This window comes from Streptomyces sp. NPDC048462 (assembly GCF_043200175.1).
Lineage (GTDB): Bacteria > Actinomycetota > Actinomycetes > Streptomycetales > Streptomycetaceae > Streptomyces.
Window position 1 is genome coordinate 157643 of the sequence record NZ_JBICXG010000011.1, and the last position, 24781, is coordinate 182423.

Here is a 24781-nt window from a genome sequence, read left to right on the forward strand (position 1 = left end):
AGACGTACAGCCAGCTCACAGCGCGTATCCCGCAACCACCCGCCCCTCACGGGCGTCTTGGATTCCAAGACCGAGTGAGGGGTAGGTTCGCACGCATGACGATTATTGGCTGGATCATTCTTGGGCTTGTCGCAGGCGTCATCGCCAAGATCCTGCTGCCGGGACGCGACCCCGGCGGCCTCGTGGGCACCACGCTCATAGGGATCGTCGGCGCCTTCGTGGGCGGCTGGATATCCGCGCGCTTCCTGGACCGGCCGATCTCCAAGGACGACTTCTTCGACGCTGCGACCTGGATCTCGGCCATCGGCGGTTCACTGGTCCTGCTGATCGCCTACCGGCTGCTGTTCGGGAACTCCCGCGAACGCCGCTGAACCCGTCCGGCCTCAGACGCCCAACCCGGTCTCGCGAAGGGTCAGATTGAGCCGCCCACCGCTCATCCCTGTCGCGGGACCGGCTGTCCCCGGACGGATCCTCGGCACTCCGTGGAACGCGAACCGCGAGGGCCCGCCGAAGACGAACAGATCGCCCGAGGCCAACTCCACATCGGTGTAGGGCCTTCCCCGGCTCTCGGTGTTCCCGAAGCGGAAGACGCAGCTGTCACCGATGCTCAGCGACACCACAGGCGCACCGGAGCGCTCCTCCTTGTCCTGGTGCATGCCCATCCGTGCCGCGTCGTCATAGAAGTTGATCAGCGCGGTGTCCGGCGCGTACGTCCGTACCGGGCTCTGCGAGCCGTACGCCGCCACCAGCGCGGCCCGCCCCAACTCCCCGAGCCAGTCGGGAAACGGGGCGACGGGAGCGCCGTTCACGTCGTCCGCCGTACGCGTGTACCGGTACGGCTGCCAGTGCCACCCCAGGCACACGGTCCGTACGGACATCACCCCGCCGCCCGGCAGCGCCGTGTGCCGCAGCGGCACCGGCCCGCGCGCCCACTCCCGGCAGGCCGTCACCAGCTCCCGCTGACGTTCCTCGGACAGCCAGTCGGGTACGTGCACCGCGCCCGGCGCGACCTCCGTCGGCGGCCGGGGGAAGAGCCCGGCCATCAGCGCACCGCCAGGGCGCCCTCAAGCCCCAGAAGCCGCTCCTTGCGCTCCAGGCCGCCCGCGTAGCCGCGCAGCGCCCCGTCGGCACCGATCACCCGGTGACACGGCCGTACGACCAGCAGGGGATTGCGCCCGATCGCCGTGCCCACAGCACGCACCCCCGCCCCGGACGCGCCGACCCGCTCGGCGATCTGCCCGTACGACATGGTCTCCCCGTAGGGGACCCCGTCGAGTGCGGCCCACACCCGGCGCTGGAACTCGGTGCCCCGGCCGCCGGCGAGAGCGATGTCGAAGCGGGTCCGCCGCCCCTCGAAGTACTCCCGCAGCTGCCCGGCGATCGCCTCGAACGCCCCGGGCTCACGGATCCAGCCGTCCTGGACGACCGCCGCGCCCTTCTGGCCCGGAAGGGAGAGCGAGACGAGCGTGACCTCGTCGCCGGCCGGCCCCGCGGCCTTCTCGCCGACCAGCAGCAGTTCGCCCAGTGGGCTGTCGACCGTCGCGTACATGGTCATGACTCGTCCCTCGTCTCGTCCGGCGGGCAGCGGGATCATCGGCTGCCACGGACCAGTCTGCGTCGCCCGAACCGCCGCCACCGGCGGTATTCGGACATGACGTCCGGGCGCGGAACCACACACTCCGCCCCGCGCCCGGACCGTCTCGTACTAGCGGTAGTTGGCGAACTGCACGTCGAAGTCGAAGTCCTGGCCCTTGATCAGCGCCTGGACGGCCTGCAGGTCGTCCCGGCTCTTCGAGCTGACCCGCAGCTCGTCCCCCTGGACCTGCGCCTTGACGCCCTTGGGGCCCTCGTCGCGAATGACCTTCGCGACCTTCTTGGCGTTCTCCTGGGAGATGCCCTCCTCGATGGTGGCGAAGAGCTTGTACTCCTTGCCGGACAGCTGCGGCTCGCCCACGTCCAGCGACTTCAGCGAGATGCCGCGCTTGATCAGCTTGGACTGGAAGATGTCGAGGATCGCCTTGACCCGCTCCTCGCCGCTCGCCTCCATAAGGATCTTCTCGCCCGACCAGGAGATCGAGGCGCCGGTGCCCTTGAAGTCGTAACGCTGCGAGATCTCCTTGGCGGCCTGGTTGAGGGCGTTGTCGACCTCCTGCCGCTCGACCTTCGAGACGATGTCGAAACTGGAGTCGGCCATGACGTGTGGCTCCTTGTATCTGGGGTGCTGGAAACGGAATGTCTACGGGGCGGCCGCGGGGCCCACTGGCACCACGCCGCCCACCAAAGCCTAGCTACCCGGGCCCGCGCGGGCTGCTGATCAATCCAGTGGCGTAGCACCCCTGGGCATCAGGTATCGTTTACGTCGTTGCCACAGAGCGCCGCCGAGAGGCGGGCCCCACGGCAACATCCCTTGGCGGTGTGCCCGAGTGGCCAAAGGGAGCAGACTGTAAATCTGCCGGCTCAGCCTACCCAGGTTCGAACCCTGGCGCCGCCACTGGAAGTGAAACCCCTTCCGACCTGCTGTTTCAGCTGGTCGGGAGGGGTTTTCTCGTGAGCGGCGCGGCGCTCGGCGTCGGCTCAACGCTGGTGGTCGAAGCTGTGCGAGCCAGGCGGGACCGAGCCTCTCGGCTTGAGGAGATGCGGCGCACTGCCTACGTGAAGTTCCTGACGGCGCTCACGGAGACGGAGGCTGCTCTGCAGACACTTGTGTTGAGTCGCACCACTCCTGTCGGCCTCGCCGACACCTGGTCCGCGTACCGCGACTCCGTGCAACAGAGCGCCTGAACGGCACGTTCCCTTGCCTAGTGCCAAAACCCTGCCGTGGTTGGCACCTCTGGTTGCGCGAAGCACCAGGGGCCCTGGCCAGCGGTGAGGTCTGGGCAGCGTGACGGTCCAGCGTTGCACGGGTTGCCGACCGGGTGGGGCGGCCGGTAGCGAGTACCTCAGACTGGTGTCCGTGAACGACCAGTCGTACGAAGACGCATACCGCAGTTGGACAACGTCGCTGACAACTCTGCTCGCCGACGCCTCGCTACTTGCCCGTTGGCAGGAGCGGCGGTACAGGTTCGCGCACCAGGTCGGAGCCCTTCTGACAGGGACGAACGGTGATGGGCCCACCGTGAATGGGCCGGTGCTCTATGGAGTCTTCGCCTCCGGTGCGGGGCTCTGCTACGTGGGGCAGACGCAGGCTGCTGAACGCCGCCTCAGGGATCTGCCAGTGGGTGAGAGCCATCATCTGGCCAACACCGTGCCGCCCGAGCTCTGGGAGAGGGTGGTGGTGATCCGCTGGCCTCTGCTGCTCTCCGAGGCTCCTGAGGACGAACAGGCTGTAGCCGCTGAACTGGGGACCGGTGTCTGTGGACTCGCCTTGGAACACATGCTGCAGGTCAGGACGGCCCCGCCGCTCAACAGCCGTCGGCGTACTGCGGGCGACTGGCGGCCACGGGACCTCGCGCGCAGCCGTTCGCGCGGTGCGGTTCATTCGCAGTCCCTGCCGGGTCTGAGCCGACTGGTCCGCGCAGCTTGGGAAGACCTTTCGGAGAAGGGGGAACCGAAGCACTCGGCAGTCATCGACACCGGGGTCGGTCGAGTGGTGTTCCCTGCTGCGCTGCGTGAGCCGGCCGTCGGCTGAGGTGCATGGTCACACTCCGGCTCAGGCTGCCCAGGCCCGACCACGGTGCCGCCACACAACAGGCCCCTCATCCTGGGAAGGGTGCTCTCGTCGTCCCGTCATCTCGTCGCGAAGGGCGTAACCATGGAATCCGTACTGGTCAGTGCCTGCCTCCTGGGTGTGCGCTGCCGCTTCGACGGCCGGGGCAAGGCCTCCTCCGGGCTTGCCGCCGCCATCGGTGACCGCCGGGCCGTGTCCTGCTGCCCTGAGGTCGTCGCCGGGCTGCCCACGCCCCGGCGTCCCGCCGAGATCGTCGGCGGCGACGGGCACGACGTGCTGGAGGGCCGTGCGCGCGTCGTGGACGACACCGGGCGGGATGTGACCGAGGCGTTCGTGGACGGCGTGTGGCGGGCCCTGGAGGCGGCGCGCGGGGCCGGGTGCACCGAGGCGCTGCTGATGGCCCGCAGCCCTTCGTGCGGGCGGGGCAGGGTTTATGACGGTACGTTCACCGGCGGGCTGCGCGAGGGCGACGGGGTCACGGCGGCCCTGCTGGAGCGGCACGGCATCACCGTGCGCCCGGCACCGGGTGGTTGAGACGGATCGCTGACCGGGGGCGGCGGTCCCGCCGCCCCCGGACCGTTGCCGCCGCGTCAGTTGCCCGCGATGTCCTTCACCGCGACCATCACCGGCACGTTGCCCGAGATGAGCTCCAGCGTCAGGCCCGCCGCCGCCGGGGTGTCCAGCAGCTCCATGAGCGCGGCCGCCACGTCGTCGCGCGGGACCGGGCCGCGGCCCGTCGAAGCGGCGAGCAGCACCAGGCCGGTGCCCGCGTCGTTGGTCAGCATGCCGGGGCGCAGGATGGTCCAGTCGAGCGCCGTCCTGGAGCGCACGTAGGCGTCCGCCGCGCCCTTGGCCCGCAGGTACGCGTCGAACACCTCGTCGCCGGGGTGGTCCGCGTCGGCGCCCATGGACGAGACGACGACGTAGCGCCGTACCCCCGCCCGTTCCGCCGCGTCCGCGAAGAGCACCGCCGCCCCGCGGTCCACGGTGTCCTTGCGGTCCGTGCCGCTGTTGGGGCCCGCACCGGCCGCGAAGACCACCGCGTCGGCCCCGCGCAGCACCTCCGCGGTCTCCTCCACGGTGGCCGATTCGAGATCCAGGACCACCGGTTCGGCACCGGCCTCCCGGAGATCGTCACGCTGTGCGGGATCACGGATGATCCCCACTGCCTCGTCCCCGCGTGCAGCGAGCAGCCGCTCAAGCCGCAGCGCGATCTGACCATGTCCACCTGCGATGACAATGCGCATGGTCACGACCGTACGCCGGAGCGCGCCGCAGGGCGGTCAAGCCCCGCCGCCGGGACCGGAATCCGGCCGTCCCTGGCGGGGGAGTCCGGCACCGCCGCCCGTCTCGGAGTCGCAGTACTCGCGTACCGCGCTGGTGCGGGCCACCACGCGGCCCCGGTGCACCACGATCCGGCTGTACGCCAGTGAGAGCACTCCGGTGAGGTGTTCGCCGCGCACGGCGAGCAGCTCGGCCGGGAAGCCCGCCTCGATCCGGACGTCGGGCAGCCCCATCGCACGCCTGGCCTCGGCGGACACCGTCTCGTAGGCGTGCTCCGCCCGCAGTCCGCTCTGCGAGGCCAGCAGGTAGGCGGCCTCCAGCGGGTCGCCGCGTCCCACCGGGTTGGCGAGGTCCCGCAGCGCCCCGCTGCCCGCCGCGACCCGCACCCCGGCCGCGCGCAGCAGCTGAACGGGGGCGGTGCCCCGGCGCTCCGCCCCGCAGCAGCCGCCCTGGGGCAGGCAGATCACCGTCACACCGGACGCGGCGAGCTGGTCGGCGGCGCGGCCCGCCGCCTCCCCGGTGAGCCGGGAGAGGCCCGCGCAGGGGCCGATGGCCACTCCCTGGCGCAGTCCGCCGGCCATGGTCGCGAGCCGGGCCAGCCGGGCCGGGTTGTCACTGTCCGTGTGCAGATCGACGGGGCAGCCGTGCTCGGCGGCGATCTCCAGGACGGCTTCCGCGTACCCCGTCGGGTCCGGATCCAGGTCGGGTCGGCCGCCGACCGCGCCGGCCCCCATCTTCACCGCGTCGCGGAGCATGGCCAGTCCGTCGGCGCCCGCGACGCCGGTGAGCAGCCGGGGGACCGCGACCGCGGTCAGATCGGCCAGTCCGCGCAGCGAGCGGCGTGCCTGGAGGACGGCTTCGAGGGCGGCGAGGCCCTGCACATCGCCGATCCTTACGTGTGAGCGCAGCGCGGTCGCGCCGTGTCCGAGTTGCAGCAACGCGGCCTCGGTGGCGCGCCGCTGGACGTCCTCGGGGAGCTGCGAGGCCGGTCCGGGGGTGCCGGTCCCGGCGCCGTCGGCGGTGAGCGCGGTGTCGCTGTGGGCGTGCGGCTCGGCGGGCGCGGGCAGCAGGAGATGGCCGCGCAGATCGATGCGCGCGCCGGGCGCGGTGAGGCTGCCGGCGGTCCCGACGGCCTCGATCCGGCTCCCGCCGAGCCGTACGTCCACGATGCGGCCGTCGGTGAGACGGGCGCCGCAGAGTGTCAGAGCGGCGCTCTCCCGGCCGTTGGCCGCGTCGGCGGCGTGGTCGTCTGGCGGCCGCGGCCGGCTGTCGGGCATCGCGCTCCAGGGAAGGGGGCATGGTCACGCAGAGTGAGTCGAGCCTAGAGGTGTGCCGTACCGGGTTCGAGGAGGAGCTGAATAGTCGTACCGGTGTGGTCTGCAGGGGCGCGTGGGACGGGTGTGCACGTGTGGGGCGGGAAGGGACCGGTGGCCGCCGAGTCGCCCCGCACGTGCCGGACGAACTGCTGATGAAGTGCCGGACGGACCGCAGCTCGAGTGCCGGAGCAACCGCTGACGAAGGGCCGGACGACCAGCCGGTCAAGTTGCGGACGAACCGCTGATCAAGCGCCGGATGAGCGGCTGATCAAGGGTTCCGGGCGGCGCCGGTCAAGGGCTCGGGACGGGGCTTCGAAACGGATTTGGGCGATCGGCGACCGAGCGTGTAATGTCTTCATCGCTCGCCCCAATAGCTCAGTCGGTAGAGCGTCTCCATGGTAAGGAGAAGGTCTGCGGTTCGATTCCGCATTGGGGCTCTGGTGATCGGGAAACCCCGCTTCGGCGGGGAGACTCATCATCAAAGCGGTGTAGCTCAGTCGGTAGAGCAAGCGGCTCATAATCGCTGTGTCACCGGTTCAAGTCCGGTCACCGCTACTAACAGTAGCCGATTGTGGGGTCGGTCCTCCGATCGGCTACTCTTTTTTTGCGTTCATCCGTCCACCGTCCGTCCAAGGAGCACTCACGTGGCTGCCACCGACGTCCGCCCGAAGATCACGCTGGCCTGCGTGGAGTGCAAGGAGCGGAACTACATCACCAAGAAGAACCGGCGTAACAACCCGGACCGTCTTGAGATGAAGAAGCATTGCCCGCGCTGCAACTCGCACACTGCGCACCGCGAAACGCGCTGAATCAGGCTCGTACACGAGGCCGTCCCCGTTGGGGGCGGCCTCGTGTCGTTGTACGAGGATGTACTTCGAGACTTCGGCCCATTCGTCTTTCATCAGGAGGTTGCGAGCCCATGGCGCTCGATCAGTCCTTCGTGGGGCGGACCTATCCGCCCACCACGCCTTACGAGGTCGGCCGGGAGAAGATCCGGGAGTTCGCCGAGGCGGTGGGCGACTCGAATCCCGCCTACCTGGATCCCGATGCGGCCAGGACGCTCGGTCACATTGATGTGATCGCGCCGCCCACGTTCGTGTTCTCGATCACCTTCAAGGCCGCGGGGCAGGTCGTGCAGGACCCGCAGCTGGGCCTGGACTACAGCCGGGTCGTCCATGGCGACCAGCGGTTCGTGTACGTCCGCCCGGTGCGGGCCGGGGACCGGCTGACGGTCACGTCGACCATCGAGACGGTCAAGTCCATGGCGGGCAACGACATCCTGGACGTCCGTGGCGAGGTCCACGACGAGTCCGGGGAGCTTGTCGTTACCGCGTGGACGAAGCTGGTGGCGCGCGCCGCCGAGGAGGCGTGATGGCTGCGAAGGTGAGCTACGGCTCGGTCGAGGTCGGCACGGAGCTGCCGGCGCAGTCTTTCCCGGTCACCCGGGCGACGCTGGTGCAGTACGCGGGAGCCTCCGGGGACTTCAATCCGATCCACTGGAACGAGAAGTTCGCCCGCGAGGTCGGACTGCCGGACGTGATCGCCCACGGCATGTTCACCATGGCCGAGGCGATCCGGGTGGTCACGGACTGGACCGGCGACCCCGGTGCGGTCGTCGAGTACGGAGTCCGGTTCACCAAGCCGGTCCCCGTGCCCAACGACGACAAGGGCGCGCTGATCGAGGTCAGTGCCAAGGTGGCCGTTCTGCTGGACGACAAGCGGGTGCGCGTCGACCTGACGGCGATGAGCGGCGACAAGAAGGTGCTGGGCATGTCCCGCGCCGTGGTCCAGCTCGCCTGACGCCTGACCGCAAGAAGTGCGCGTAAGGGGCGTGGTCCTTGGGCCACGCCCCTTACGCGTGGGCTGGCCCGGCGCACCGGTTGACTAAGTTAGTGATTGAGTACTAACTTAGCCGCATGGCGAGGATGAGTGCAGACGAGCGGCGCGAGAGCGTCATCCGCGCGGCGGTGACGGAGTTCGCCCGCGGTGGGTACAGCGCGACGTCCACCGAGGTGATCGCCAGGCGCGTGGGCGTCTCGCAGCCCTACCTCTTCCGCCTCTTCCCCAGTAAGCAGGCGATGTTTCTGGCCGCCGCCGAGCGGTGCATCGCGGACACCCGCAAAGTCTTCGCGGACGCCGCCGAGGGGCTGGAGGCCGAGGAGGCGCTCCATGCCATGGCGACGGCGTACCAGCGCCTGATCATCCACGACCCGGACAAGCTGCTGATGCAGATGCAGATGTACGCGGCCGTCGCGGCGGCCGAGGCCGCCGGGGACCGTGAGTTCGGCGAGTCGGTGCGGGCGGGCTGGCTCCGGCTGTGGGACGACGTCCACCTGGCGCTCGGGGCCGACACCGACGGGACGACGACCTTCCTCGCCTACGGCATGCTGGCCAACACCCTCGCCTCGCTCGGCTTCCCGGCCGGCCACCGCGTCTGGTCCGGGTTCTACGACTCGGCCAAGCCGGACGCCTGATCGATGCGGCCCGGATGGGCGGCCGCTTTCTGTGCAGAAAAGTTAGTAATCAATAACTAACCCTCAGGGGGAGCAGTGGAACAGCACACGAAGGGCCGCTCGGGAGTGGCCTGGGCTCTTGTCATCACCAGCATCGCCGGCTTCATGGCCGCCCTCGACAACCTCGTCGTCACCACCGCCCTGCCGTCCATCCGCGAGAGCCTCGGCGGCGAGCTGGGGGAGCTCGAATGGACGGTGAACGCGTACACCCTCACCTTCGCCGTCCTGCTGATGCTCGGCGCCTCCCTGGGAGACCGGTTCGGCCGGCGCCGGCTCTTCGTCATAGGGCTCTCCGTCTTCACCGGCGCCTCCGCCGCAGCCGCCCTCTCGCCCGGGATCAACGAACTGATCGCCTTCCGCGCGGTCCAGGGCATGGGTGCGGCGATCATGATGCCGCTGACGCTCACCCTGCTCACGGCCGCCGTGCCGCCCGCCCGCCGCGGCGCCGCGCTGGGCATCTTCAGCGCCGTGACCGGGCTGGCCGTGGCCAGCGGGCCGCTGGTCGGCGGCAGCCTCACCGAACACCTCTCCTGGCAGTGGATCTTCTGGCTGAACGTTCCGATCGGCCTGGTCCTGCTGCCCCTCGCCCGGCTGCGCCTGGCCGAGTCGTACGCCCCCGACTCCCGGCTCGACGTCCCCGGCACCCTCCTGGTCAGCGGCGGGCTCTTCGGGATCGTCTACGGCCTGGTGAACGCCAACTCCGACGGCTGGACCGACCCCACCGTCCTGACCTCACTCATCGCCGGTGCCGCCCTCATCGGCGGGTTCATCCGCCACGGGATCCGCGCCAAGAACCCGATGCTGCCGATGCGGCTCTTCAGGAACCGGGCGTTCTTCGGGATCAACATGGCCGGCCTGCTGATGTTCCTCGGTATGTTCGGTTCGATCTTCCTGCTCAGCCAGTACTTCCAGGGAGTGCTGGGCTACTCGCCCACCGAGGCCGGTCTGCGGATGCTGCCCTGGACCGGCATGCCGATGCTGGTGGCGCCCGTCGCCGGGGTGCTCGCCGACCGGTTCGGCGGCCGCCCGGTGGTCGTGACCGGACTCGCCCTCCAGGCCGTCGGCCTCGCCCTGTTCGCCATCGCGCTGGCACCCGACGCCTCCTACGTCTCGCAGCTGCCCGGTCTGATGGTCGGCGGCATCGGGATGGCCATGTACTTCGCGCCGGCCGCCAGCCTGGTGATGTCCAGCGTCCTCCCCGGGGAACAGGGCATCGCCTCCGGCGCCAACAACGCGCTGCGCGAGGTCGGCGGGGCCCTCGGGGTCGCGGTGCTCGCCACCGCGTTCTCCTCGCAGGGCGGCTACGACTCCCCGCAGACCTTCACGGACGGGACCGTGCTCGCGCTCTGGATCGGCGCCGCGGTGGTGGCCCTCGCCGGGCTCGCCGCCCTGATGATCCCGGGCCGCAGCGGCACCCCGGTGCAGGAGTCCGACCGGGCCGAGGCGCGGGTCCCCGTCTCCGCCTGAGGGGTTGTCACGCCGGTACGGTCCGCGGCCCCGCCCTGACGGCGGGCCCGCGGACCGTACTCTTGTCCCCGTGCAGGAACTCCACGACGCGCCCCTCGCCCCCCTGACCACCCTCCGGCTCGGCGGCCCCGCCACCCGCCTCCTCACCGCGACGACCGACGCCGAAGTCGTCGGGGCCGTACGCGAGGCCGACGACAGCGGCACCCCGCTCCTGGTCATCGGCGGCGGCAGCAATCTGGTCATCGGTGACAAGGGCTTCGACGGGACGGCCCTGCGCATCGCCACCAAGGGATTCGTGCTGGACGGCGAGACCCTCGAACTGGCCGCCGGAGAGATCTGGACGGACGCCGTCGCCCGCAGCGTGGAGGCCGGTCTCGCCGGACTCGAATGCCTGGCCGGAATCCCCGGTTCCGCCGGTGCGACGCCGATCCAGAACGTCGGGGCGTACGGGCAGGAGGTGTCGTCCACCATCACGGAGGTCGTCGCCTACGACCGGCACAGCCGGGAGACGGTCACCATCCCGAACAGCGAGTGCGACTTCTCCTACCGGCACAGCCGCTTCAAGGCCGAACCCGACCGCTTCGTGGTGCTGCGCGTCCGCTTCGGGCTGGAAGAGGCCGGCGGGCTGTCCGCGCCCCTGAAGTACCCCGAGACGGCCCGTGCCATGGGTGTCGCCGAGGGGGAGCGCGTGCCCGCCGCCGCGGCCCGTGAGACCGTGCTCGGGCTCCGGGCCGGCAAGGGCATGGTGCTCGACCCCGAGGACCACGACACCTGGTCCGCAGGCTCGTTCTTCACCAACCCGATCCTGGACCCCGAGCAGTTCGAGGCCTTCCTGGCCCGGGTCGCGGACCGGCTCGGACCGGAGGTGGCGCCCCCCGCCTTCCCCGCGGGCGGGGGACGCACCAAGACCTCGGCGGCCTGGCTCATCGACCGGGCCGGATTCACCAAGGGATACGGCACCGGCCCGGCCCGCATCTCCGGCAAGCACACGCTCGCCCTCACCAACCGGGGCGCCGCGAGCACCGAGGACCTGCTGGCGCTCGCCCGCGAGGTGGTCGCCGGCGTCCACGAGGCCTTCGGCGTCACCCTGGTCAACGAACCGGTGACCGTGGGCGTGACCCTCTGACCGGACCGTAAGCGTGGCCCGGCGCCTGTGCGGGCCCGGCGGTCAGTACGCCACGCCCACGCCCTGCTTCAGCGCCGCCGGGTCGTCGATCAGCGCCAGCATCGCGTGCGCCACGTCGGCCCGGGAGATGGACCGGCCGCTGCGCGGGTTACTGCCGTGGACCGTCCGGTACGTCCCCGTCAGCGGCCCGTTGGTGAGCTTCGGGGGCCGCACCGACGTCCATTCCGTCGCGGACACCGCGAGCGCGGCCTCCATCGCCGTGAGGTCCGCGTAGACCTCCTTGAGGATCGCGCCGATCGCGGAGAGCATCATCCGGTCGAGCAGCGGGTCGTCCGCCGGGTGCGGCGCGACCGGGGCCGCGCTCACCACGAGCAGCCGCCGCGTGCCCTCGGCCTCCATCGCCGCCAGCACCGCGCGGGTCAGCCGCTCCGCCACCCCGTCCGCCTTCCGGCCGGGTGCGCCCAGGCCGGAGAGCACCGCGTCCTGGCCCGCGACCGCCTCGCGCAGCGCCTCCGGGTCGTCGAACCGGGCCACCGTGCGGACCGTCACGTCGGAGAGCGGGACCGGCAGGCGCGCGGGGTCCCGCACCACCGCCGTCACCTCGTGTCCTGCCGCCACCCCCTGGCGGACGATCTCCTGGCCGATACCGCCTGTCGCACCGAACACTGTGAGTCGCATCGCACACCCTCCTGGGTGGGTAAGTATTCACTCACCTCTAGAGTGAGTGAGTACTCACCCGCTCGTCAAGCTTCGTTGGAGCGCACATGGAGCAGAAGCCGACCCGCGCCCGCATCATCGACGCCGCTCACCGGCTGATGCTCACCATCGGCCTGGCCCGCGCCACCACCAAGGAGATCGCCAAGGCCGCCGGCTGCTCCGAGGCCGCGCTCTACAAGCACTTCCCGAGCAAGGAGGAGCTCTTCGTGGTGGTCCTGAAGGAGCGGCTGCCCAAGGTCGACGGCATCCTGAAGCGGCTGATCGCGGAGCCGGGGGAGGGGGAGCGGACGGTCGAGCAGAACCTCGCCGAGATCGCCCGCGAGGCCGCGCTCTTCTACGAGCAGAGCTTCCCGATCGCGGCGTCCCTGTACGCCGAGCCGAGGCTCATGAGCCGTCACAACGCGGCGATGCGGGAGCTGGGTACCGGCCCCCACGTGCCGATCCGGGGCGTGGACGCCTATCTGCGCGCCGAACAGTCCGCCGGCCGGGTACGGGCCGACGCCGACACCTACGCGGCCGCGTCCCTGCTGGTGGGGGCCTGCGCGCAGCGGGCCTTCGCCTACGTGGCCCTGGAGGACGGGCGGCCGCCGCAGTCCCTCGACGAGTTCGCCGCGTCAATGGCCCGCGCCCTGCTGCGCGGGATCGGGCAGTAGGCCGGGCCGGGGGGGGGGGGGGGGGGCGGTCAGCCCACCGGCTGCGCCAGCCAGTCGTCCACGCCCGCCAGCAGCTCGGCCCGTACCGGCTCCGGCGCCGCCGAACCCCGTACCGACTGACGTGCCAGCTCGGCCAGCTCCTCGTCGGTGAAGGAGTGATGGCGGCGCACGAGGTCGTACTGCGCGGCCAGCCGGGAGCCGAAGAGCAGCGGGTCGTCCGCGCCGAGCGCCATCGGTACCCCGGCCTCGAACAGGGTGCGCAGGGGGACGTCGGAGGGCTTCTCGTAGACGCCGAGCGCCACGTTCGAGGCGGGGCACACCTCGCAGGTCACCCCGCGCTCCGCCAGCCTGCGCAGCAGGCGGGGGTCCTCGGCGGCCCGCACTCCGTGCCCGACCCGGGAGGCGTCGAGATCGTCCATGCAGTCGCGGACGCTGGAGGGGCCGGCCAGCTCGCCGCCGTGCGGGGCCGCCAGCAGGCCTCCTTCCCTGGCGATGGCGAAGGCCCGGTCGAAGTCGCGGGCCATGCCGCGCCGCTCGTCGTTGGAGAGCCCGAATCCGACGACGCCCCGGTCGGCGTAGCGCACCGCGAGCCGGGCCAGCGTCCTGGCATCCAGCGGGTGCTTCATCCGGTTGGCCGCGATGACCACCCGGATCGGCAGCCCGGTCGCCCGGGACGCGCTGTCCACCGCGTCCAGGATGATCTCGATCGCCGGAATGAGCCCCCCGAGCAGGGGCGCGTACGAGGTGGGGTCGACCTGGATCTCCAGCCAGCCGGACCCGTCCGCGACGTCCTCCTGGGCTGCCTCGCGCACCAGTCGCTGGATGTCCTCGGGTGAGCGCAGGCAGGACCTGGCGATGTCGTAGAGCCGCTGGAAGCGGAACCAGCCGCGCTCGTCCGTCGCGCGCAGCTGGGGAGGCTCGCCCCCGGTCAGCGCTTCCGGCAGTCTCACGCCGTACTTGTCGGCGAGTTCGAGCAGCGTCGTGGGCCGCATCGACCCGGTGAAATGCAAGTGCAGGTGGGCCTTGGGCAACAGCCGTACGTCACGCTCCATTCAAAGATCTTGCCGCACGGACGGTGCGTCGCGGTAGCCGCTTTCCCCATCGAGTTGCCCACCGAACAAGAAAGCGACCCCCCGGCCGCAGCCGGGGGGTCGCTCGCCGAAAACGGGAGGTACTAGGCCTTGGCCTCGCCCAGCAGCTTCTGGAGGCGTGAGACGCCCTCGACGAGGTCCTCGTCGCCCAGCGCGTAGGAAAGACGCAGGTATCCCGGCGTGCCGAAGGCCTCGCCCGGTACGACCGCGACTTCGGCCTCGTCCAGGATCAGGGCCGCCAGCTCCACCGAGGTGGCCGGACGCTTGCCGCGGATCTCCTTGCCGAGCAGCTCCTTCACCGAGGGGTACGCGTAGAACGCGCCCTCGGGCTCCGGGCACAGCACGCCGTCGATCTCGTTGAGCATCCGCACGATGGTGTGCCGGCGCCGGTCGAAGGCGGTGCGCATCTCGGCGACCGCGTCCAGGTCCCCGGAGACGGCGGCCAGCGCGGCGATCTGGGCCACGTTGGAGACGTTGGACGTGGCGTGCGACTGAAGGTTGGTCGCGGCCTTCACGACGTCCTTGGGGCCGACGATCCAGCCCACCCGCCAGCCGGTCATGGCGTAGGTCTTGGCGACGCCGTTGACCACGATGCACTTGTCGCGCAGCTCGGGCACGATCGCGGGCAGCGAGGTGAACTTCGCGTCGCCGTAGACGAGGTGCTCGTAGATCTCGTCGGTCAGCACCCACAGGCCGTGCTCGACGGCCCAGTGGCCGATCGCCTCGGCGTCGGCCTCGCTGTAGACGGCACCCGTCGGGTTCGACGGCGACACGAACAGCACGACCTTCGTGCGCTCGGTACGGGCCGCCTCCAGCTGCTCGACGGAGACCCGGTAACCGGTGGTCTCGTCGGCGACGACCTCCACCGGCACGCCGCCCGCGAGGCGGATCGACTCGGGGTAGGTGGTCCAGTACGGAGCCGGGACGATGACCTCGTCGCCCGGGTCGAGGATCGCGGCGAAGGCCTCGTAGATGGCCTGCTTGCCGCCGTTGGTCACCAGGATCTGGGACGCGTCGACCTGGTAGCCGGAGTCGCGCAGCGTCTTCTCCGCGATGGCGGCCTTGAGCTCGGGGAGCCCGCCGGCCGGGGTGTAGCGGTGGTACTTCGGGTTGCGGCAGGCCTCGACCGCGGCGTCGACGATGTAGCCGGGGGTGGGGAAGTCGGGCTCACCGGCACCGAAGCCGATCACCGGACGGCCGGCGGCCTTGAGGGCCTTGGCCTTGGCGTCGACGGCGAGGGTGGCGGACTCGGAGATGGCACCGATGCGGGCGGAGACCCGGCGCTCGGAGGGAGGAGTAGCAGCGCTCATGCCCCCATGCTCCCAGACCGTATTCCGTGTCGGCACAGGGGTTTCAGGGACCGGACATCAGTTGGACAGCATGCGGACAGGCAACCGGACAGCATCGGACAGGAGCGGTCGGGAGCTATCTGTTCGACGCCGGGCCGCTGAGCACGTACACTCACCTGTCGTTGGCCTTCACCAGCCGCACCGTTCCTGCACCCGGGGCATCCCGGAGCATGCGGTAGGTTGGTGGAAACCACAAAGGGTCGTAGCTCAATTGGTAGAGCACTGGTCTCCAAAACCAGCGGTTGGGGGTTCAAGTCCCTCCGGCCCTGCTACACACTCCTTCGCCAGGATGTGTGCGCATGTACGTACTTCAATGCATCGCCGTGCGGCTCCACCGGGCGCGGCACGGCCATGACCCGGAATCAGGTGAGAAGCGTGACGGACGCCGTGGGCTCCATCGACATGCCTGATGCCGAGGATGAAGTCCCCGAGTCGAAGAAGAAGACCCGGAAGGGCGGAAAGCGCGGCAAGAAGGGCCCTCTGGGCCGTCTCGCGCTCTTCTACCGCCAGATCGTCGCCGAGCTCCGCAAGGTTGTCTGGCCGACTCGCAACCAGCTGACGACATACACCTCCGTGGTGATCGTGTTCGTCGTCGTCATGATCGGTCTCGTTACCGTGATTGACTTCGGGTTCCAGCGGGTCATCAAGTACGTCTTCGGCTGATCCCGCGGAGGGCGCCTCATGGGCGCCCCTTTCGCATGTTCCACCCATTTGTATCCAGGAAGAAGCAGCCACCGTGTCTGACCCGAACCTGAACGACGCCGTCGAGCCGACGGCGGGCGCCTTCGAGTCCGCCGAGGACGAGCTCGACATCGTCGAGGCGGCGGACGCTGTGGAGCCGGACCAGGCTGAAGCTGCCGACGCCGCCGCGGGCGAGCCCGCCGAGCAGGCCGCAGTGCACTCCGAGCCCGTCGACGAGGCCGCAGCGGCCGACGCCGGTGAGGCCGAGGCCGAGAGCGCCGACGACGAGACCGCAGAGGCCGAGGCCGCCGCGGACGACGAGGACGCCGACGCCGAGGAAGCCGCCGACGAGGCCGACGAGGAAGAGGCCGAGCCGGCCGAGCCCGTCGACACCGTCACGGCCCTGCGCGAGGAACTGCGCACCCTGCCGGGTGAGTGGTACGTCATCCACACGTACGCCGGTTACGAGAAGCGTGTGAAGGCCAACCTGGAGCAGCGCGCCGTCTCGCTGAACGTGGAGGAGTTCATCTATCAGGCCGAGGTGCCTGAGGAGGAAATCGTCCAGATCAAGAACGGCGAGCGCAAGAACGTCCGGCAGAACAAGCTCCCGGGTTACGTCCTGGTGCGCATGGACCTGACGAACGAGTCCTGGGGCGTCGTCCGCAACACTCCCGGTGTCACCGGCTTCGTGGGCAACGCCTACGACCCGTACCCGCTGACCCTGGACGAGATCGTCAAGATGCTCGCGCCGGAGGCCGAGGAGAAGGCCGCCCGTGAGGCCGCCGAGGCCGAGGGCAAGCCCGCTCCGTCCCGCAAGGTCGAGGTCCAGGTGCTGGACTTCGAGGTGGGCGACTCCGTCACCGTCACCGACGGCCCGTTCGCGACGCTTCAGGCGACGATCAACGAGATCAACGCCGACTCGAAGAAGGTCAAGGGTCTCGTCGAGATCTTCGGCCGCGAGACGCCGGTCGAGCTCAGCTTCGACCAGATCCAGAAGAACTAGCACCACCCGAGCAGGCGACTGCCAGCTTCTGGACACATGCCTACCAAGCAGGTCAGACCGGCTGTCAAAGCCTGTCTGACCTGCTTGGTTTTTGGTCGCGCAGCTATACCCGTTATCGTTGTGCGGTATGCCTGCATCCGGATGACCGGATGACGGCGAAAACTCTCACTAGGACCCGGAGAGAGCACATGCCTCCCAAGAAGAAGAAGGTCACGGGGCTTATCAAGCTCCAGATCAACGCCGGTGCGGCCAACCCGGCCCCGCCGGTCGGCCCCGCACTGGGTCAGCACGGCGTCAACATCATGGAGTTCTGCAAGGCCTACAACGCCGCGACCGAGTCGCAGCGTGGCATGGTCGTGCCGGTGGAGATCACGGTCTACGACGACCGCTCCTTCACCTTCATCACCAAGACTCCGCCGGCCGCCAAGCTGATCCTCAAGGCCGCGGGTGTGGACAAGGGCTCCGGCGAGCCGCACAAGACCAAGGTTGCCAAGCTGACGGCCGCCCAGGTCCGCGAGATCGCCACGACGAAGCTCCCCGACCTGAACGCCAATGACCTCGACGCCGCGTCGAAGATCATCGCAGGCACCGCCCGTTCCATGGGCATCACGGTCGAAGGCTGATTCAGCCCCACCCCCTCAGTGGTAGGACCAAGCGCTGGTCCGCACCACGACTCCACACTCTGAACCCACAGGAGTAGAAGTGAAGCGCAGCAAGAACCTCCGCGCTGCGGACGCCAAGATCGACCGGGCGCGCAACTACGCCCCGCTCGAGGCCGTCCGTATCGCCAAGGACACCGCCTCCACGAAGTTCGACAGCACCGTCGAGGTCGCGTTTGCCCTGGGTGTTGACCCTCGCAAGGCCGACCAGATGGTCCGTGGCACCGTGAACCTCCCGCACGGCACCGGCAAGACCGCCCGGGTCCTGGTCTTCGCGACCGGTGACCGTGCTGCGGCCGCGGAAGCCGCGGGCGCCGACATCGTCGGCGCCGACGAGCTCATCGACGAGGTGGCGAAGGGCCGTCTGGACTTCGACGCCGTCGTCGCGACCCCGGACCTCATGGGCAAGGTCGGCCGCCTGGGCCGCGTGCTCGGTCCGCGTGGTCTGATGCCGAACCCGAAGACCGGCACCGTCACCCCCGACGTCGTGAAGGCTGTCAACGACATCAAGGGCGGCAAGATCGAGTTCCGCGTCGACAAGCACTCGAACCTGCACTTCATCATCGGCAAGACCTCGTTCGACGAGACCAAGCTGGTGGAGAACTACGCAGCGGCGCTGGATGAGATCCTCCGTCTGAAGCCGTCCGCCGCCAAGGGCCGCTACATCAAGAAGGCCACGCTGGCCACCACGATGGGCCCCGGCATCCCGCTGGACTCCAACCGCACCCGTAACCTCCTCGTCGAGGAGGACCCGGCCTCCGTCTGAGCCTCCGCGCTCGTACGACCGCCGTGTCACGTGTGACATTGACGGGCCCCGCAACCTTTCGAGGTGCGGGGCCCGTCCTCGTATGTACGAACCGGTGTTGTCGGAGCCGTGCGTTAGCGTGTGGTCACCGAGAGCCGGACAAAGGGGTGGGAGCAGATATGAGGACGAGTACCGTACGGCGCGTTGGTCTGTCCGTGGCGGTGGCGGCGGCGCTGACGTCGGTCGCGGCCTGTGGCGGATCGGACGACAAGAGCGAGGGCAAGGCCGGCAGCGCGGTGACGAAGGCCGATCCGGTCGCCGCGCTCCTCGCCGTCCAGAAGAAGACCGGCGGGGCGAACTCGGCGAAGGTCGAGGGCACCACCGCGATGGGCAGCGCGATGTCCATGAAGCAGGCCGGGGCGCTCGACTGGTCCGACGGTGTCAGCGGCTCCATGAAGATCACGTACACCGGCGGCGCCATGGCCGACACCATGAAGAAGGCCGGCGGCGACGGCACGATGGAGGCCCGGTACTTCAAGGACGGGTACGCGGCGAACATGGGCAGTGCCATGGCCGCGCAGACCGGCGGCAAGAGCTGGATCAGCTACTCCTACGCCGACCTCGCCGAGCTCGGGGGCGCCGCGGGTGCGGCCATGCAGGACCAGATGTCGAACGCCACCCCCGAGCAGGGGCTGAAGTCGCTGCTGGCCTCGGGCGACGTGAAGAAGGCCGGCCAGGAGGACGTACGGGGTGTCCCCACCACGCACTACTCCGGCACGGTCGACGTCGCCGAGCTCACCGCGAAGAACTCCGAGCTCGACGCCGACCAGGTCACCGAGCTCAAGAAGCAGCTCAGCGACGCCGGGATCAGCACGGAGAAGATCGACATCTGGGTCGACAAGAACGACCTGCTGGTGAAGAAGACCGAGCGGGGCCAGATGAAGACCGGCGAGCTCAACTCGACGGTCTACTACAGCGACTACGGCACCAAGGTGTCGGTCGAGCGGCCGCCGGCCTCCGAGACCATCGGCTTCAAGGAGCTCCTGAAGCAGCAGCAGGGTGCGTCCGGGAGCGCGTCCTAAACCTCCCTGACCGCCCGGACCGGGACGGATTTGCTCGGCGCGGCCCCGGTCGCGTACTCTTCTGCAGAAGCCAAAGACCGCTGGTCGTTGCTGCACTCCGCAAGGAGGACAGCAACCGAAGGATCCGTTGAGCACGGACGACCTGCGCAGGTGACTGTGGAAAGCTCCCGGACTTCGTGCGGTTGAGCTACGCCCTGGCACTTGTGCTGGGGCGTTTCGTCTTTTCCGGCCCCTTCTGAGCGGTCCTCATCACCCGGAAGGAGGCCGACGCTCATGGCAAGGCCCGACAAGGCTGCCGCGGTAGCCGAGCTCGCGGAGCAGTTCCGCAGCTCGAACGCCGCCGTGCTGACCGAGTACCGGGGTCTCACCGTGGCACAGCTCAAGCAGCTGCGCCGTTCGCTCGGTGAGAACGCCCAGTACGCCGTGGTGAAGAACACGCTGACCAAGATTGCGGCCAACGAGGCCGGGATCGACACGCTCGACGACCTGTTCGCAGGTCCGACGGCGGTTGCCTTCGTCACCGGTGACCCGGTGGAGTCGGCGAAGGGTCTTCGTGACTTCGCCAAGGACAACCCCAACCTCATCATCAAGGGCGGTGTCCTTGACGGTAAGGCGCTGTCCGCCGATGAGTTCAAGAAGCTCGCGGACCTCGAGTCCCGCGAGGTTCTGCTCGCCAAGCTGGCCGGTGCCATGAAGGGCAAGCAGACTCAGGCTGCGCAGCTCTTCCAGGCTCTGCCGTCGAAGTTCGTCCGCACCGCGGAAGCGCTTCGTGCCAAGCGGGAAGAGCAGGGCGGTGCCGGTACTCCGGCTCCCGCCGAGGCCGCCGAGTAATTTCGCTCAGCGGTCCAGCGGGCTCCACGTACGCCCGCCGACATATACATCCGGCACCTGCCGAATAGTGGAAGGACGCCATCATGGCGAAGCTCAGCCAGGAAGACCTGCTCGCCCAGTTCGAGGAGCTCACCCTCATCGAGCTCTCCGAGTTCGTTAAGGCCTTCGAGGAGAAGTTCGACGTCACCGCCGCCGCGGCCGTCGCCGTCGCCGGTCCCGCCGCGGGTGGCCCCGCCGCCGAGGCCGAGGCCGAGCAGGACGAGTTCGACGTCATCCTCACGGGTGCCGGCGAGAAGAAGATCCAGGTCATCAAGGTCGTGCGTGAGCTGACCTCGCTGGGTCTCAAGGAGGCCAAGGACCTCGTGGACGGCGCCCCGAAGCCCGTCGTCGAGAAGGTCGACAAGGCCGCTGCCGAGAAGGCTGCCGAGTCCCTCAAGGCCGCCGGCGCCTCCGTCGAGGTCAAGTGACCCTGCGAGTCTTCTGACTCGTCTGGACCACCGTGCCGCGAGGCGCGGACGTCACATCGCGAAAGGCGATCACCCGTACGGGTGGTCGCCTTTCGGCGTACCCGTGGGAGTGCCTTGCTCTTCCCGCGCTGACGAGTATGGTGATCTTCGCCGTGCGCCTCTCGTAGGGGAGTGCGAACGGCGCGCGGGGGCGGCGCAGGCGGGTCTCCGGGGCCAGTCCCGGCCGGGGGGCCTTGACGAACCGCACGAGGCGCGCAATTCTCAAGGCGCGTCGTCACATCGATCCGGATCCGAGGCATGGATCGAGGGCGAAGAGGGCAGTAAAGAAGAGCGCGGTTCATGCAGGGCTACGCAGGGCTAGACATAGGTGTTGAGAACAAGCTGTTGAGAGCAACGTGGGTCTCTGAGAACCCCGACTGGACATCAGTGTGCCTCTTGGCTACACTGACCCTTTGCGCTGCCTGTTAGCTGCCTCCTGCCCGTCACCAGGGGCATACCCATCTTGTGCACCGTGGACTGAGCATCCCTGAAGAGGGACATCTATCCATGTGTCCAGTTTGGGACCGGTACGCGCGTAGTGAGTCCGAGCCCTCGGAAGGACCCCCTCTTGGCCGCCTCGCGCAACGCCTCGACCGCGAATACGAACAACGGCGCCAGCACCGCCCCGCTGCGCATCTCTTTTGCAAAAATCAAGGAGCCCCTCGAGGTTCCGAACCTCCTCGCGCTGCAGACCGAGAGCTTTGACTGGCTCCTGGGCAACGCCGCCTGGAAGGCTCGCGTCGAGGCTGCTCTGGACAGTGGACAAGACGTCCCCACCAAGTCCGGCCTGGAGGAGATCTTTGAGGAGATCTCACCGATCGAGGACTTTTCCGGGTCGATGTCGCTTACGTTCCGCGACCACCGCTTCGAGCCCCCGAAGAACTCGATCGACGAGTGCAAGGAGCGCGACTTCACGTTCGCCGCCCCGCTCTTCGTCACGGCCGAGTTCACCAACAACGAGACCGGCGAGATCAAGTCCCAGACGGTCTTCATGGGTGATTTCCCGCTCATGACCAACAAGGGCACCTTCGTCATCAACGGCACCGAGCGTGTCGTCGTGTCGCAGCTGGTCCGCTCGCCGGGTGTCTACTTCGACTCCTCGATCGACAAGACGTCCGACAAGGACATCTTCTCCTCCAAGATCATCCCTTCCCGGGGTGCCTGGCTGGAGATGGAGATCGACAAGCGCGACATGGTCGGTGTCCGCATCGACCGCAAGCGCAAGCAGTCCGTCACCGTCCTCCTGAAGGCTCTCGGCTGGACCACCGAGCAGATCCTCGAGGAGTTCGGCGAGTACGAGTCGATGCGCGCCACCCTGGAGAAGGACCACACCCAGGGCCAGGACGACGCACTGCTCGACATCTACCGCAAGCTGCGTCCGGGCGAGCCGCCCACCCGCGAAGCTGCTCAGACGCTGCTCGAGAACCTCTACTTCAACCCGAAGCGCTACGACCTCGCGAAGGTCGGCCGCTACAAGGTGAACAAGAAGCTCGGCGCGGAAGAGCCGCTCGACGCCGGTGTCCTCACCAGCGACGACATCATCGCGACCATCAAGTACCTGGTGAAGCTGCACGCCGGGGAGACCGAGACCGTCGGTGAGTCCGGACGTTCGATCGTCGTCGAGACCGACGACATCGACCACTTCGGCAACCGTCGTCTGCGCAACGTCGGCGAGCTCATCCAGAACCAGGTCCGCACGGGTCTGGCTCGTATGGAGCGCGTCGTCCGCGAGCGGATGACGACCCAGGACGTCGAGGCGATCACGCCGCAGACCCTGATCAACATCCGGCCGGTCGTCGCCTCCATCAAGGAGTTCTTCGGCACCAGCCAGCTGTCGCAGTTCATGGACCAGAACAACCCGCTGTCGGGTCTCACCCACAAGCGCCGCCTGTCGGCGCTCGGCCCGGGTGGTCTCTCCCGTGAGCGGGCCGGCTTCGAGGTCCGTGACGTGCACCCGTCCCACTACGGACGCATGTGCCCGATCGAGACCCCTGAAGGCCCGAACATCGGTCTGATCGGTTCGCTCGCCTCGTACGGACGCGTCAACGCGTTCGGTTTCATCGAGACGCCGTACCGCAAGGTCGTCGACGGCCAGGTCACCGACGAGGTCGACTACGTCACGGCCGACGAGGAAGACCGTTACGTCATCGCCCAGGCGAACGCGACGCTCTCCGACGAGCTGCGCTTCACCGAGCCCCGCGTCCTGGTCCGCCGTCGTGGCGGAGAGGTCGACTACGTGCCCGGCACCGAAGTCGACTACATGGACGTCTCGCCGCGCCAGATGGTGTCCGTCGCCACCGCGATGATCCCGTTCCTGGAGCACGACGACGCCAACCGTGCCCTCATGGGCGCGAACATGATGCGTCAGGCGGTGCCCCTCATCAAGTCGGAGGCCCCGCTCGTCGGCACCGGCATGGAGTACCGCTGCGCCACCGACGCCGGTGACGTACTGAAGGCCGAGAAGGACGGTGTGGTCCAGGAGGTCTCCGCGGACTACATCACCGTGACCAACGACGACGGCACGTACACCACGTACCGCATCGCGAAGTTCATGCGCTCGAACCAGGGCACCTCGGTCAACCAGAAGGTCGTCGTCTCCGAGGGCGACCGCGTCATCGAGGCCCAGGTCCTCGCCGACGGGCCGGCCACCGAGAACGGTGAGATGGCCCTGGGCAAGAACCTGCTCGTGGCGTTCATGCCGTGGGAGGGTCACAACTACGAGGACGCGATCATCCTGTCGCAGCGCCTCGTACAGGACGACGTCCTCTCCTCGATTCACATCGAGGAGCACGAGGTCGACGCCCGTGACACCAAGCTCGGCCCGGAGGAGATCACCCGGGACATCCCGAACGTCTCCGAAGAGGTCCTCGCGGACCTCGACGAGCGCGGGATCATCCGGATCGGTGCCGAGGTCGTCGCCGGTGACATCCTCGTCGGCAAGGTCACGCCCAAGGGCGAGACCGAGCTGACCCCCGAGGAGCGCCTGCTCCGCGCGATCTTCGGTGAGAAGGCGCGCGAAGTGCGCGACACCTCGCTGAAGGTGCCGCACGGCGAGATCGGCAAGGTCATCGGCGTCCGCGTCTTCGACCGCGAAGAGGGCGACGAGCTGCCGCCGGGCGTGAACCAGCTGGTCCGCGTCTACGTCGCGCAGAAGCGCAAGATCACCGATGGTGACAAGCTCGCCGGCCGTCACGGCAACAAGGGCGTCATCTCGAAGATCCTGCCGATCGAGGACATGCCGTTCCTGGAGGACGGCACCCCGGTCGACATCATCCTCAACCCGCTGGGTGTCCCGTCCCGAATGAACCCGGGACAGGTCCTGGAGATCCACCTCGGCTGGCTCGCCAGCCGCGGCTGGGACGTCTCCGGCCTCGGTGACGAGTGGGCCAAGCGCCTGCAGACCATCGGCGCCGACCAGGTCGCCCCCGGCACCAACGTCGCGACCCCGGTCTTCGACGGTGCCCGTGAGGACGAGATCACCGGCCTCTTCCAGGCCACGATCCCGAACCGCGACGGTGACCGGCTGGTCCAGCCCACGGGCAAGGCCAACCTGTTCGACGGCCGCTCCGGCGAGCCGTTCCCGGAGCCGGTCTCGGTCGGCTTCATGTACATCCTCAAGCTCCACCACCTCGTCGACGACAAGCTCCACGCTCGTTCGACGGGTCCGTACTCCATGATCACCCAGCAGCCGCTGGGTGGTAAGGCTCAGTTCGGTGGACAGCGCTTCGGTGAAATGGAGGTGTGGGCCCTTGAAGCTTATGGCGCCGCATACGCCCTCCAGGAGCTGCTGACGATCAAGTCCGACGACGTGACCGGCCGCGTGAAGGTCTACGAGGCCATCGTCAAGGGCGAGAACATTCCCGAGCCCGGCATTCCCGAGTCCTTCAAGGTGCTCATCAAGGAAATGCAGTCGCTCTGCCTCAACGTGGAGGTGCTGTCCTCGGACGGCATGTCCATCGAGATGCGCGACACGGACGAGGACGTCTTCCGCGCGGCGGAGGAGCTCGGAATCGACCTGTCCCGGCGAGAGCCGAGCAGCGTCGAAGAGGTCTGACGGGTTGGCCGGCCGGATCCCTGTGATCCGGCCGGCT

The 24781-nt window shown here is 68.8% G+C and carries 27 protein-coding genes and 4 tRNA genes; 23 read left to right on the top strand and 8 right to left on the bottom strand.

All coding sequences use genetic code 11. The features are described from left to right. The first annotated feature begins 95 nt into the window (after nucleotides 1–95). Entirely contained in the window at nucleotides 96–371 is a 276-nt protein-coding gene (locus ACGFU6_RS20205; RefSeq protein WP_393612518.1) for a GlsB/YeaQ/YmgE family stress response membrane protein, read from the top strand. A 12-nt stretch (nucleotides 372–383) separates the two neighbouring features. Here ACGFU6_RS20205 and ACGFU6_RS20210 read toward each other — a convergent pair whose 3' ends face one another. From ACGFU6_RS20210 to ACGFU6_RS20220, 3 genes are all read right to left on the bottom strand, one after another. Further along, nucleotides 384–1043: an alpha-ketoglutarate-dependent dioxygenase AlkB family protein gene (locus ACGFU6_RS20210; protein WP_393612520.1), complete on the bottom strand. Its 660-nt coding sequence runs from the start codon at nucleotides 1041–1043 to the stop codon at nucleotides 384–386. Then, nucleotides 1043–1555: a methylated-DNA--[protein]-cysteine S-methyltransferase gene (locus ACGFU6_RS20215; protein WP_393612522.1), complete on the bottom strand. Its 513-nt coding sequence runs from the start codon at nucleotides 1553–1555 to the stop codon at nucleotides 1043–1045. The genes ACGFU6_RS20210 and ACGFU6_RS20215 overlap by 1 nt, the downstream gene beginning before the upstream one ends. 150 nt (nucleotides 1556–1705) lie before the next feature. Then, a complete protein-coding gene (locus tag ACGFU6_RS20220; protein WP_123524210.1) occupies nucleotides 1706–2194 on the bottom strand; it encodes a YajQ family cyclic di-GMP-binding protein in 489 nt (162 codons plus the stop codon). A gap of 215 nt (nucleotides 2195–2409) precedes the next feature. Here ACGFU6_RS20220 and ACGFU6_RS20225 point away from each other — a divergent pair. The 4 genes from ACGFU6_RS20225 to ACGFU6_RS20240 all read left to right on the top strand — a co-directional run bounded on the left by ACGFU6_RS20225 (nucleotide 2410) and on the right by ACGFU6_RS20240 (nucleotide 4201). After that, nucleotides 2410–2491 (top strand) — tRNA-Tyr (locus ACGFU6_RS20225). Between the two features lie 143 nt (nucleotides 2492–2634). After that, a complete protein-coding gene (locus ACGFU6_RS20230; RefSeq protein ID WP_393612524.1) occupies nucleotides 2635–2781 on the top strand; it encodes a hypothetical protein in 147 nt (48 codons plus the stop codon). A 172-nt stretch (nucleotides 2782–2953) separates the two neighbouring features. Next, a complete protein-coding gene (locus tag ACGFU6_RS20235) occupies nucleotides 2954–3628 on the top strand; it encodes a hypothetical protein (protein ID WP_393612526.1) in 675 nt (224 codons plus the stop codon). 123 nt (nucleotides 3629–3751) lie between these two features. Continuing rightward, nucleotides 3752–4201 carry a DUF523 domain-containing protein gene (locus tag ACGFU6_RS20240; protein ID WP_393612528.1) on the top strand — a complete coding sequence of 150 codons (450 nt, stop codon included), beginning with the start codon at nucleotides 3752–3754 and terminating at the stop codon, nucleotides 4199–4201. A 56-nt stretch (nucleotides 4202–4257) separates the two neighbouring features. Here the strand turns inward: ACGFU6_RS20240 and ACGFU6_RS20245 are convergent, their stop codons facing one another. Next, a complete protein-coding gene (locus ACGFU6_RS20245) occupies nucleotides 4258–4914 on the bottom strand; it encodes an SDR family oxidoreductase (protein ID WP_393612530.1) in 657 nt (218 codons plus the stop codon). A 36-nt stretch (nucleotides 4915–4950) separates the two neighbouring features. Further along, on the bottom strand, nucleotides 4951–6228 hold the full coding sequence (locus ACGFU6_RS20250; protein ID WP_393612532.1) for an amidohydrolase family protein: 1278 nt from the start codon (nucleotides 6226–6228) through the stop codon (nucleotides 4951–4953). A gap of 403 nt (nucleotides 6229–6631) precedes the next feature. On the opposite strand from ACGFU6_RS20250, the gene ACGFU6_RS20255 reads away from it, so the two are divergent. The 8 genes from ACGFU6_RS20255 (at nucleotide 6632) to ACGFU6_RS20290 (ending at nucleotide 11373) form a co-directional block, all read left to right on the top strand. After that, nucleotides 6632–6704, top strand: a tRNA-Thr gene (locus ACGFU6_RS20255). Between the two features lie 45 nt (nucleotides 6705–6749). Beyond that, nucleotides 6750–6822 (top strand) — tRNA-Met (locus tag ACGFU6_RS20260). A gap of 89 nt (nucleotides 6823–6911) precedes the next feature. Further along, complete coding sequence (gene rpmG, locus ACGFU6_RS20265; RefSeq protein ID WP_003956487.1) at nucleotides 6912–7076, top strand: 50S ribosomal protein L33; 165 nt, start codon at nucleotides 6912–6914, stop codon at nucleotides 7074–7076. A gap of 110 nt (nucleotides 7077–7186) precedes the next feature. Then, entirely contained in the window at nucleotides 7187–7639 is a 453-nt protein-coding gene (locus ACGFU6_RS20270) for a MaoC family dehydratase N-terminal domain-containing protein (protein WP_123524207.1), read from the top strand. Then, nucleotides 7639–8067: a MaoC family dehydratase gene (locus tag ACGFU6_RS20275; protein ID WP_393612534.1), complete on the top strand. Its 429-nt coding sequence runs from the start codon at nucleotides 7639–7641 to the stop codon at nucleotides 8065–8067. The genes ACGFU6_RS20270 and ACGFU6_RS20275 overlap by 1 nt, the downstream gene beginning before the upstream one ends. Nucleotides 8068–8192: 125 nt before the next feature. After that, complete coding sequence (locus ACGFU6_RS20280) at nucleotides 8193–8741, top strand: TetR/AcrR family transcriptional regulator (protein ID WP_393612536.1); 549 nt, start codon at nucleotides 8193–8195, stop codon at nucleotides 8739–8741. A gap of 75 nt (nucleotides 8742–8816) precedes the next feature. Next, a complete protein-coding gene (locus tag ACGFU6_RS20285; protein WP_393612538.1) occupies nucleotides 8817–10247 on the top strand; it encodes an MFS transporter in 1431 nt (476 codons plus the stop codon). 70 nt (nucleotides 10248–10317) lie between these two features. Next, on the top strand, nucleotides 10318–11373 hold the full coding sequence (locus ACGFU6_RS20290) for a UDP-N-acetylmuramate dehydrogenase (protein ID WP_393612540.1): 1056 nt from the start codon (nucleotides 10318–10320) through the stop codon (nucleotides 11371–11373). A gap of 42 nt (nucleotides 11374–11415) precedes the next feature. On the opposite strand, the gene ACGFU6_RS20295 is transcribed toward ACGFU6_RS20290, so the two are convergent. Next, the gene (locus ACGFU6_RS20295) at nucleotides 11416–12051 is read right to left on the bottom strand and encodes an NAD(P)-dependent oxidoreductase (protein WP_393612541.1); all 636 of its coding nucleotides are present in this window, start codon (nucleotides 12049–12051) and stop codon (nucleotides 11416–11418) included. Nucleotides 12052–12137: 86 nt separating this feature from the next. On the opposite strand from ACGFU6_RS20295, the gene ACGFU6_RS20300 reads away from it, so the two are divergent. Continuing rightward, nucleotides 12138–12743, top strand: a complete 606-nt coding sequence (locus ACGFU6_RS20300; RefSeq protein WP_393612542.1) for a TetR/AcrR family transcriptional regulator — start codon at nucleotides 12138–12140, stop codon at nucleotides 12741–12743. Between the two features lie 29 nt (nucleotides 12744–12772). Here ACGFU6_RS20300 and ACGFU6_RS20305 read toward each other — a convergent pair whose 3' ends face one another. Next, the gene (locus ACGFU6_RS20305; protein WP_393612543.1) at nucleotides 12773–13795 is read right to left on the bottom strand and encodes an adenosine deaminase; all 1023 of its coding nucleotides are present in this window, start codon (nucleotides 13793–13795) and stop codon (nucleotides 12773–12775) included. 122 nt (nucleotides 13796–13917) lie between these two features. Further along, a complete protein-coding gene (locus ACGFU6_RS20310; protein ID WP_393612545.1) occupies nucleotides 13918–15144 on the bottom strand; it encodes a pyridoxal phosphate-dependent aminotransferase in 1227 nt (408 codons plus the stop codon). A gap of 235 nt (nucleotides 15145–15379) precedes the next feature. Between ACGFU6_RS20310 and ACGFU6_RS20315 the strand changes: the two genes are divergently transcribed. The 9 genes from ACGFU6_RS20315 to rpoB all read left to right on the top strand — a co-directional run bounded on the left by ACGFU6_RS20315 (nucleotide 15380) and on the right by rpoB (nucleotide 24744). Next, nucleotides 15380–15452, top strand: a tRNA-Trp gene (locus tag ACGFU6_RS20315). Nucleotides 15453–15558: 106 nt separating this feature from the next. Then, nucleotides 15559–15846: a preprotein translocase subunit SecE gene (gene secE / locus ACGFU6_RS20320; RefSeq protein WP_073732696.1), complete on the top strand. Its 288-nt coding sequence runs from the start codon at nucleotides 15559–15561 to the stop codon at nucleotides 15844–15846. 73 nt (nucleotides 15847–15919) lie between these two features. Then, nucleotides 15920–16867, top strand: a complete 948-nt coding sequence (nusG, locus tag ACGFU6_RS20325) for a transcription termination/antitermination protein NusG (protein WP_393612547.1) — start codon at nucleotides 15920–15922, stop codon at nucleotides 16865–16867. A gap of 188 nt (nucleotides 16868–17055) precedes the next feature. After that, nucleotides 17056–17490, top strand: a complete 435-nt coding sequence (rplK, locus tag ACGFU6_RS20330) for a 50S ribosomal protein L11 (RefSeq protein ID WP_024494105.1) — start codon at nucleotides 17056–17058, stop codon at nucleotides 17488–17490. A gap of 79 nt (nucleotides 17491–17569) precedes the next feature. Beyond that, the gene (gene rplA, locus ACGFU6_RS20335; protein ID WP_123461041.1) at nucleotides 17570–18292 is read left to right on the top strand and encodes a 50S ribosomal protein L1; all 723 of its coding nucleotides are present in this window, start codon (nucleotides 17570–17572) and stop codon (nucleotides 18290–18292) included. A 158-nt stretch (nucleotides 18293–18450) separates the two neighbouring features. After that, nucleotides 18451–19353, top strand: a complete 903-nt coding sequence (locus ACGFU6_RS20340) for a hypothetical protein (protein ID WP_393612549.1) — start codon at nucleotides 18451–18453, stop codon at nucleotides 19351–19353. A gap of 273 nt (nucleotides 19354–19626) precedes the next feature. Beyond that, nucleotides 19627–20184, top strand: coding sequence for a 50S ribosomal protein L10 (gene rplJ, locus ACGFU6_RS20345; protein WP_393612551.1), 558 nt, complete (start codon nucleotides 19627–19629; stop codon nucleotides 20182–20184). An 83-nt stretch (nucleotides 20185–20267) separates the two neighbouring features. After that, nucleotides 20268–20651 (top strand): 50S ribosomal protein L7/L12, encoded by a 384-nt coding sequence (rplL, locus tag ACGFU6_RS20350; RefSeq protein ID WP_393612553.1) that lies wholly within the window; start codon nucleotides 20268–20270, stop codon nucleotides 20649–20651. 607 nt (nucleotides 20652–21258) lie between these two features. Then, nucleotides 21259–24744, top strand: a complete 3486-nt coding sequence (gene rpoB / locus ACGFU6_RS20355; RefSeq protein WP_393612555.1) for a DNA-directed RNA polymerase subunit beta — start codon at nucleotides 21259–21261, stop codon at nucleotides 24742–24744. The last annotated feature ends 37 nt before the right edge of the window (nucleotides 24745–24781 follow it).

What these genes read in the sequence shown, in the direction of transcription:
- ACGFU6_RS20205 (WP_393612518.1), top strand. Translation starts at nt 96, where the DNA reads ATGACGATTATTGGCTGGATCATTCTTGGGCTTGTCGCAGGCGTCATC.
- ACGFU6_RS20250 (WP_393612532.1), bottom strand. Translation starts at nt 6,228, where the DNA reads ATGCCCGACAGCCGGCCGCGGCCGCCAGACGACCACGCCGCCGACGCG.
- ACGFU6_RS20305 (WP_393612543.1), bottom strand. Translation starts at nt 13,795, where the DNA reads ATGGAGCGTGACGTACGGCTGTTGCCCAAGGCCCACCTGCACTTGCAT.
- rplK (WP_024494105.1), top strand. Translation starts at nt 17,056, where the DNA reads ATGCCTCCCAAGAAGAAGAAGGTCACGGGGCTTATCAAGCTCCAGATC.
- ACGFU6_RS20310 (WP_393612545.1), bottom strand. Translation starts at nt 15,144, where the DNA reads ATGAGCGCTGCTACTCCTCCCTCCGAGCGCCGGGTCTCCGCCCGCATC.
- ACGFU6_RS20300 (WP_393612542.1), top strand. Translation starts at nt 12,138, where the DNA reads ATGGAGCAGAAGCCGACCCGCGCCCGCATCATCGACGCCGCTCACCGG.
- ACGFU6_RS20340 (WP_393612549.1), top strand. Translation starts at nt 18,451, where the DNA reads ATGAGGACGAGTACCGTACGGCGCGTTGGTCTGTCCGTGGCGGTGGCG.
- ACGFU6_RS20245 (WP_393612530.1), bottom strand. Translation starts at nt 4,914, where the DNA reads ATGCGCATTGTCATCGCAGGTGGACATGGTCAGATCGCGCTGCGGCTT.
- ACGFU6_RS20270 (WP_123524207.1), top strand. Translation starts at nt 7,187, where the DNA reads ATGGCGCTCGATCAGTCCTTCGTGGGGCGGACCTATCCGCCCACCACG.
- ACGFU6_RS20230 (WP_393612524.1), top strand. Translation starts at nt 2,635, where the DNA reads ATGCGGCGCACTGCCTACGTGAAGTTCCTGACGGCGCTCACGGAGACG.
- ACGFU6_RS20215 (WP_393612522.1), bottom strand. Translation starts at nt 1,555, where the DNA reads ATGACCATGTACGCGACGGTCGACAGCCCACTGGGCGAACTGCTGCTG.
- ACGFU6_RS20295 (WP_393612541.1), bottom strand. Translation starts at nt 12,051, where the DNA reads ATGCGACTCACAGTGTTCGGTGCGACAGGCGGTATCGGCCAGGAGATC.
- ACGFU6_RS20240 (WP_393612528.1), top strand. Translation starts at nt 3,752, where the DNA reads ATGGAATCCGTACTGGTCAGTGCCTGCCTCCTGGGTGTGCGCTGCCGC.
- ACGFU6_RS20280 (WP_393612536.1), top strand. Translation starts at nt 8,193, where the DNA reads ATGAGTGCAGACGAGCGGCGCGAGAGCGTCATCCGCGCGGCGGTGACG.
- ACGFU6_RS20275 (WP_393612534.1), top strand. Translation starts at nt 7,639, where the DNA reads ATGGCTGCGAAGGTGAGCTACGGCTCGGTCGAGGTCGGCACGGAGCTG.
- ACGFU6_RS20220 (WP_123524210.1), bottom strand. Translation starts at nt 2,194, where the DNA reads ATGGCCGACTCCAGTTTCGACATCGTCTCGAAGGTCGAGCGGCAGGAG.
- rplJ (WP_393612551.1), top strand. Translation starts at nt 19,627, where the DNA reads ATGGCAAGGCCCGACAAGGCTGCCGCGGTAGCCGAGCTCGCGGAGCAG.
- ACGFU6_RS20210 (WP_393612520.1), bottom strand. Translation starts at nt 1,043, where the DNA reads ATGGCCGGGCTCTTCCCCCGGCCGCCGACGGAGGTCGCGCCGGGCGCG.
- rplL (WP_393612553.1), top strand. Translation starts at nt 20,268, where the DNA reads ATGGCGAAGCTCAGCCAGGAAGACCTGCTCGCCCAGTTCGAGGAGCTC.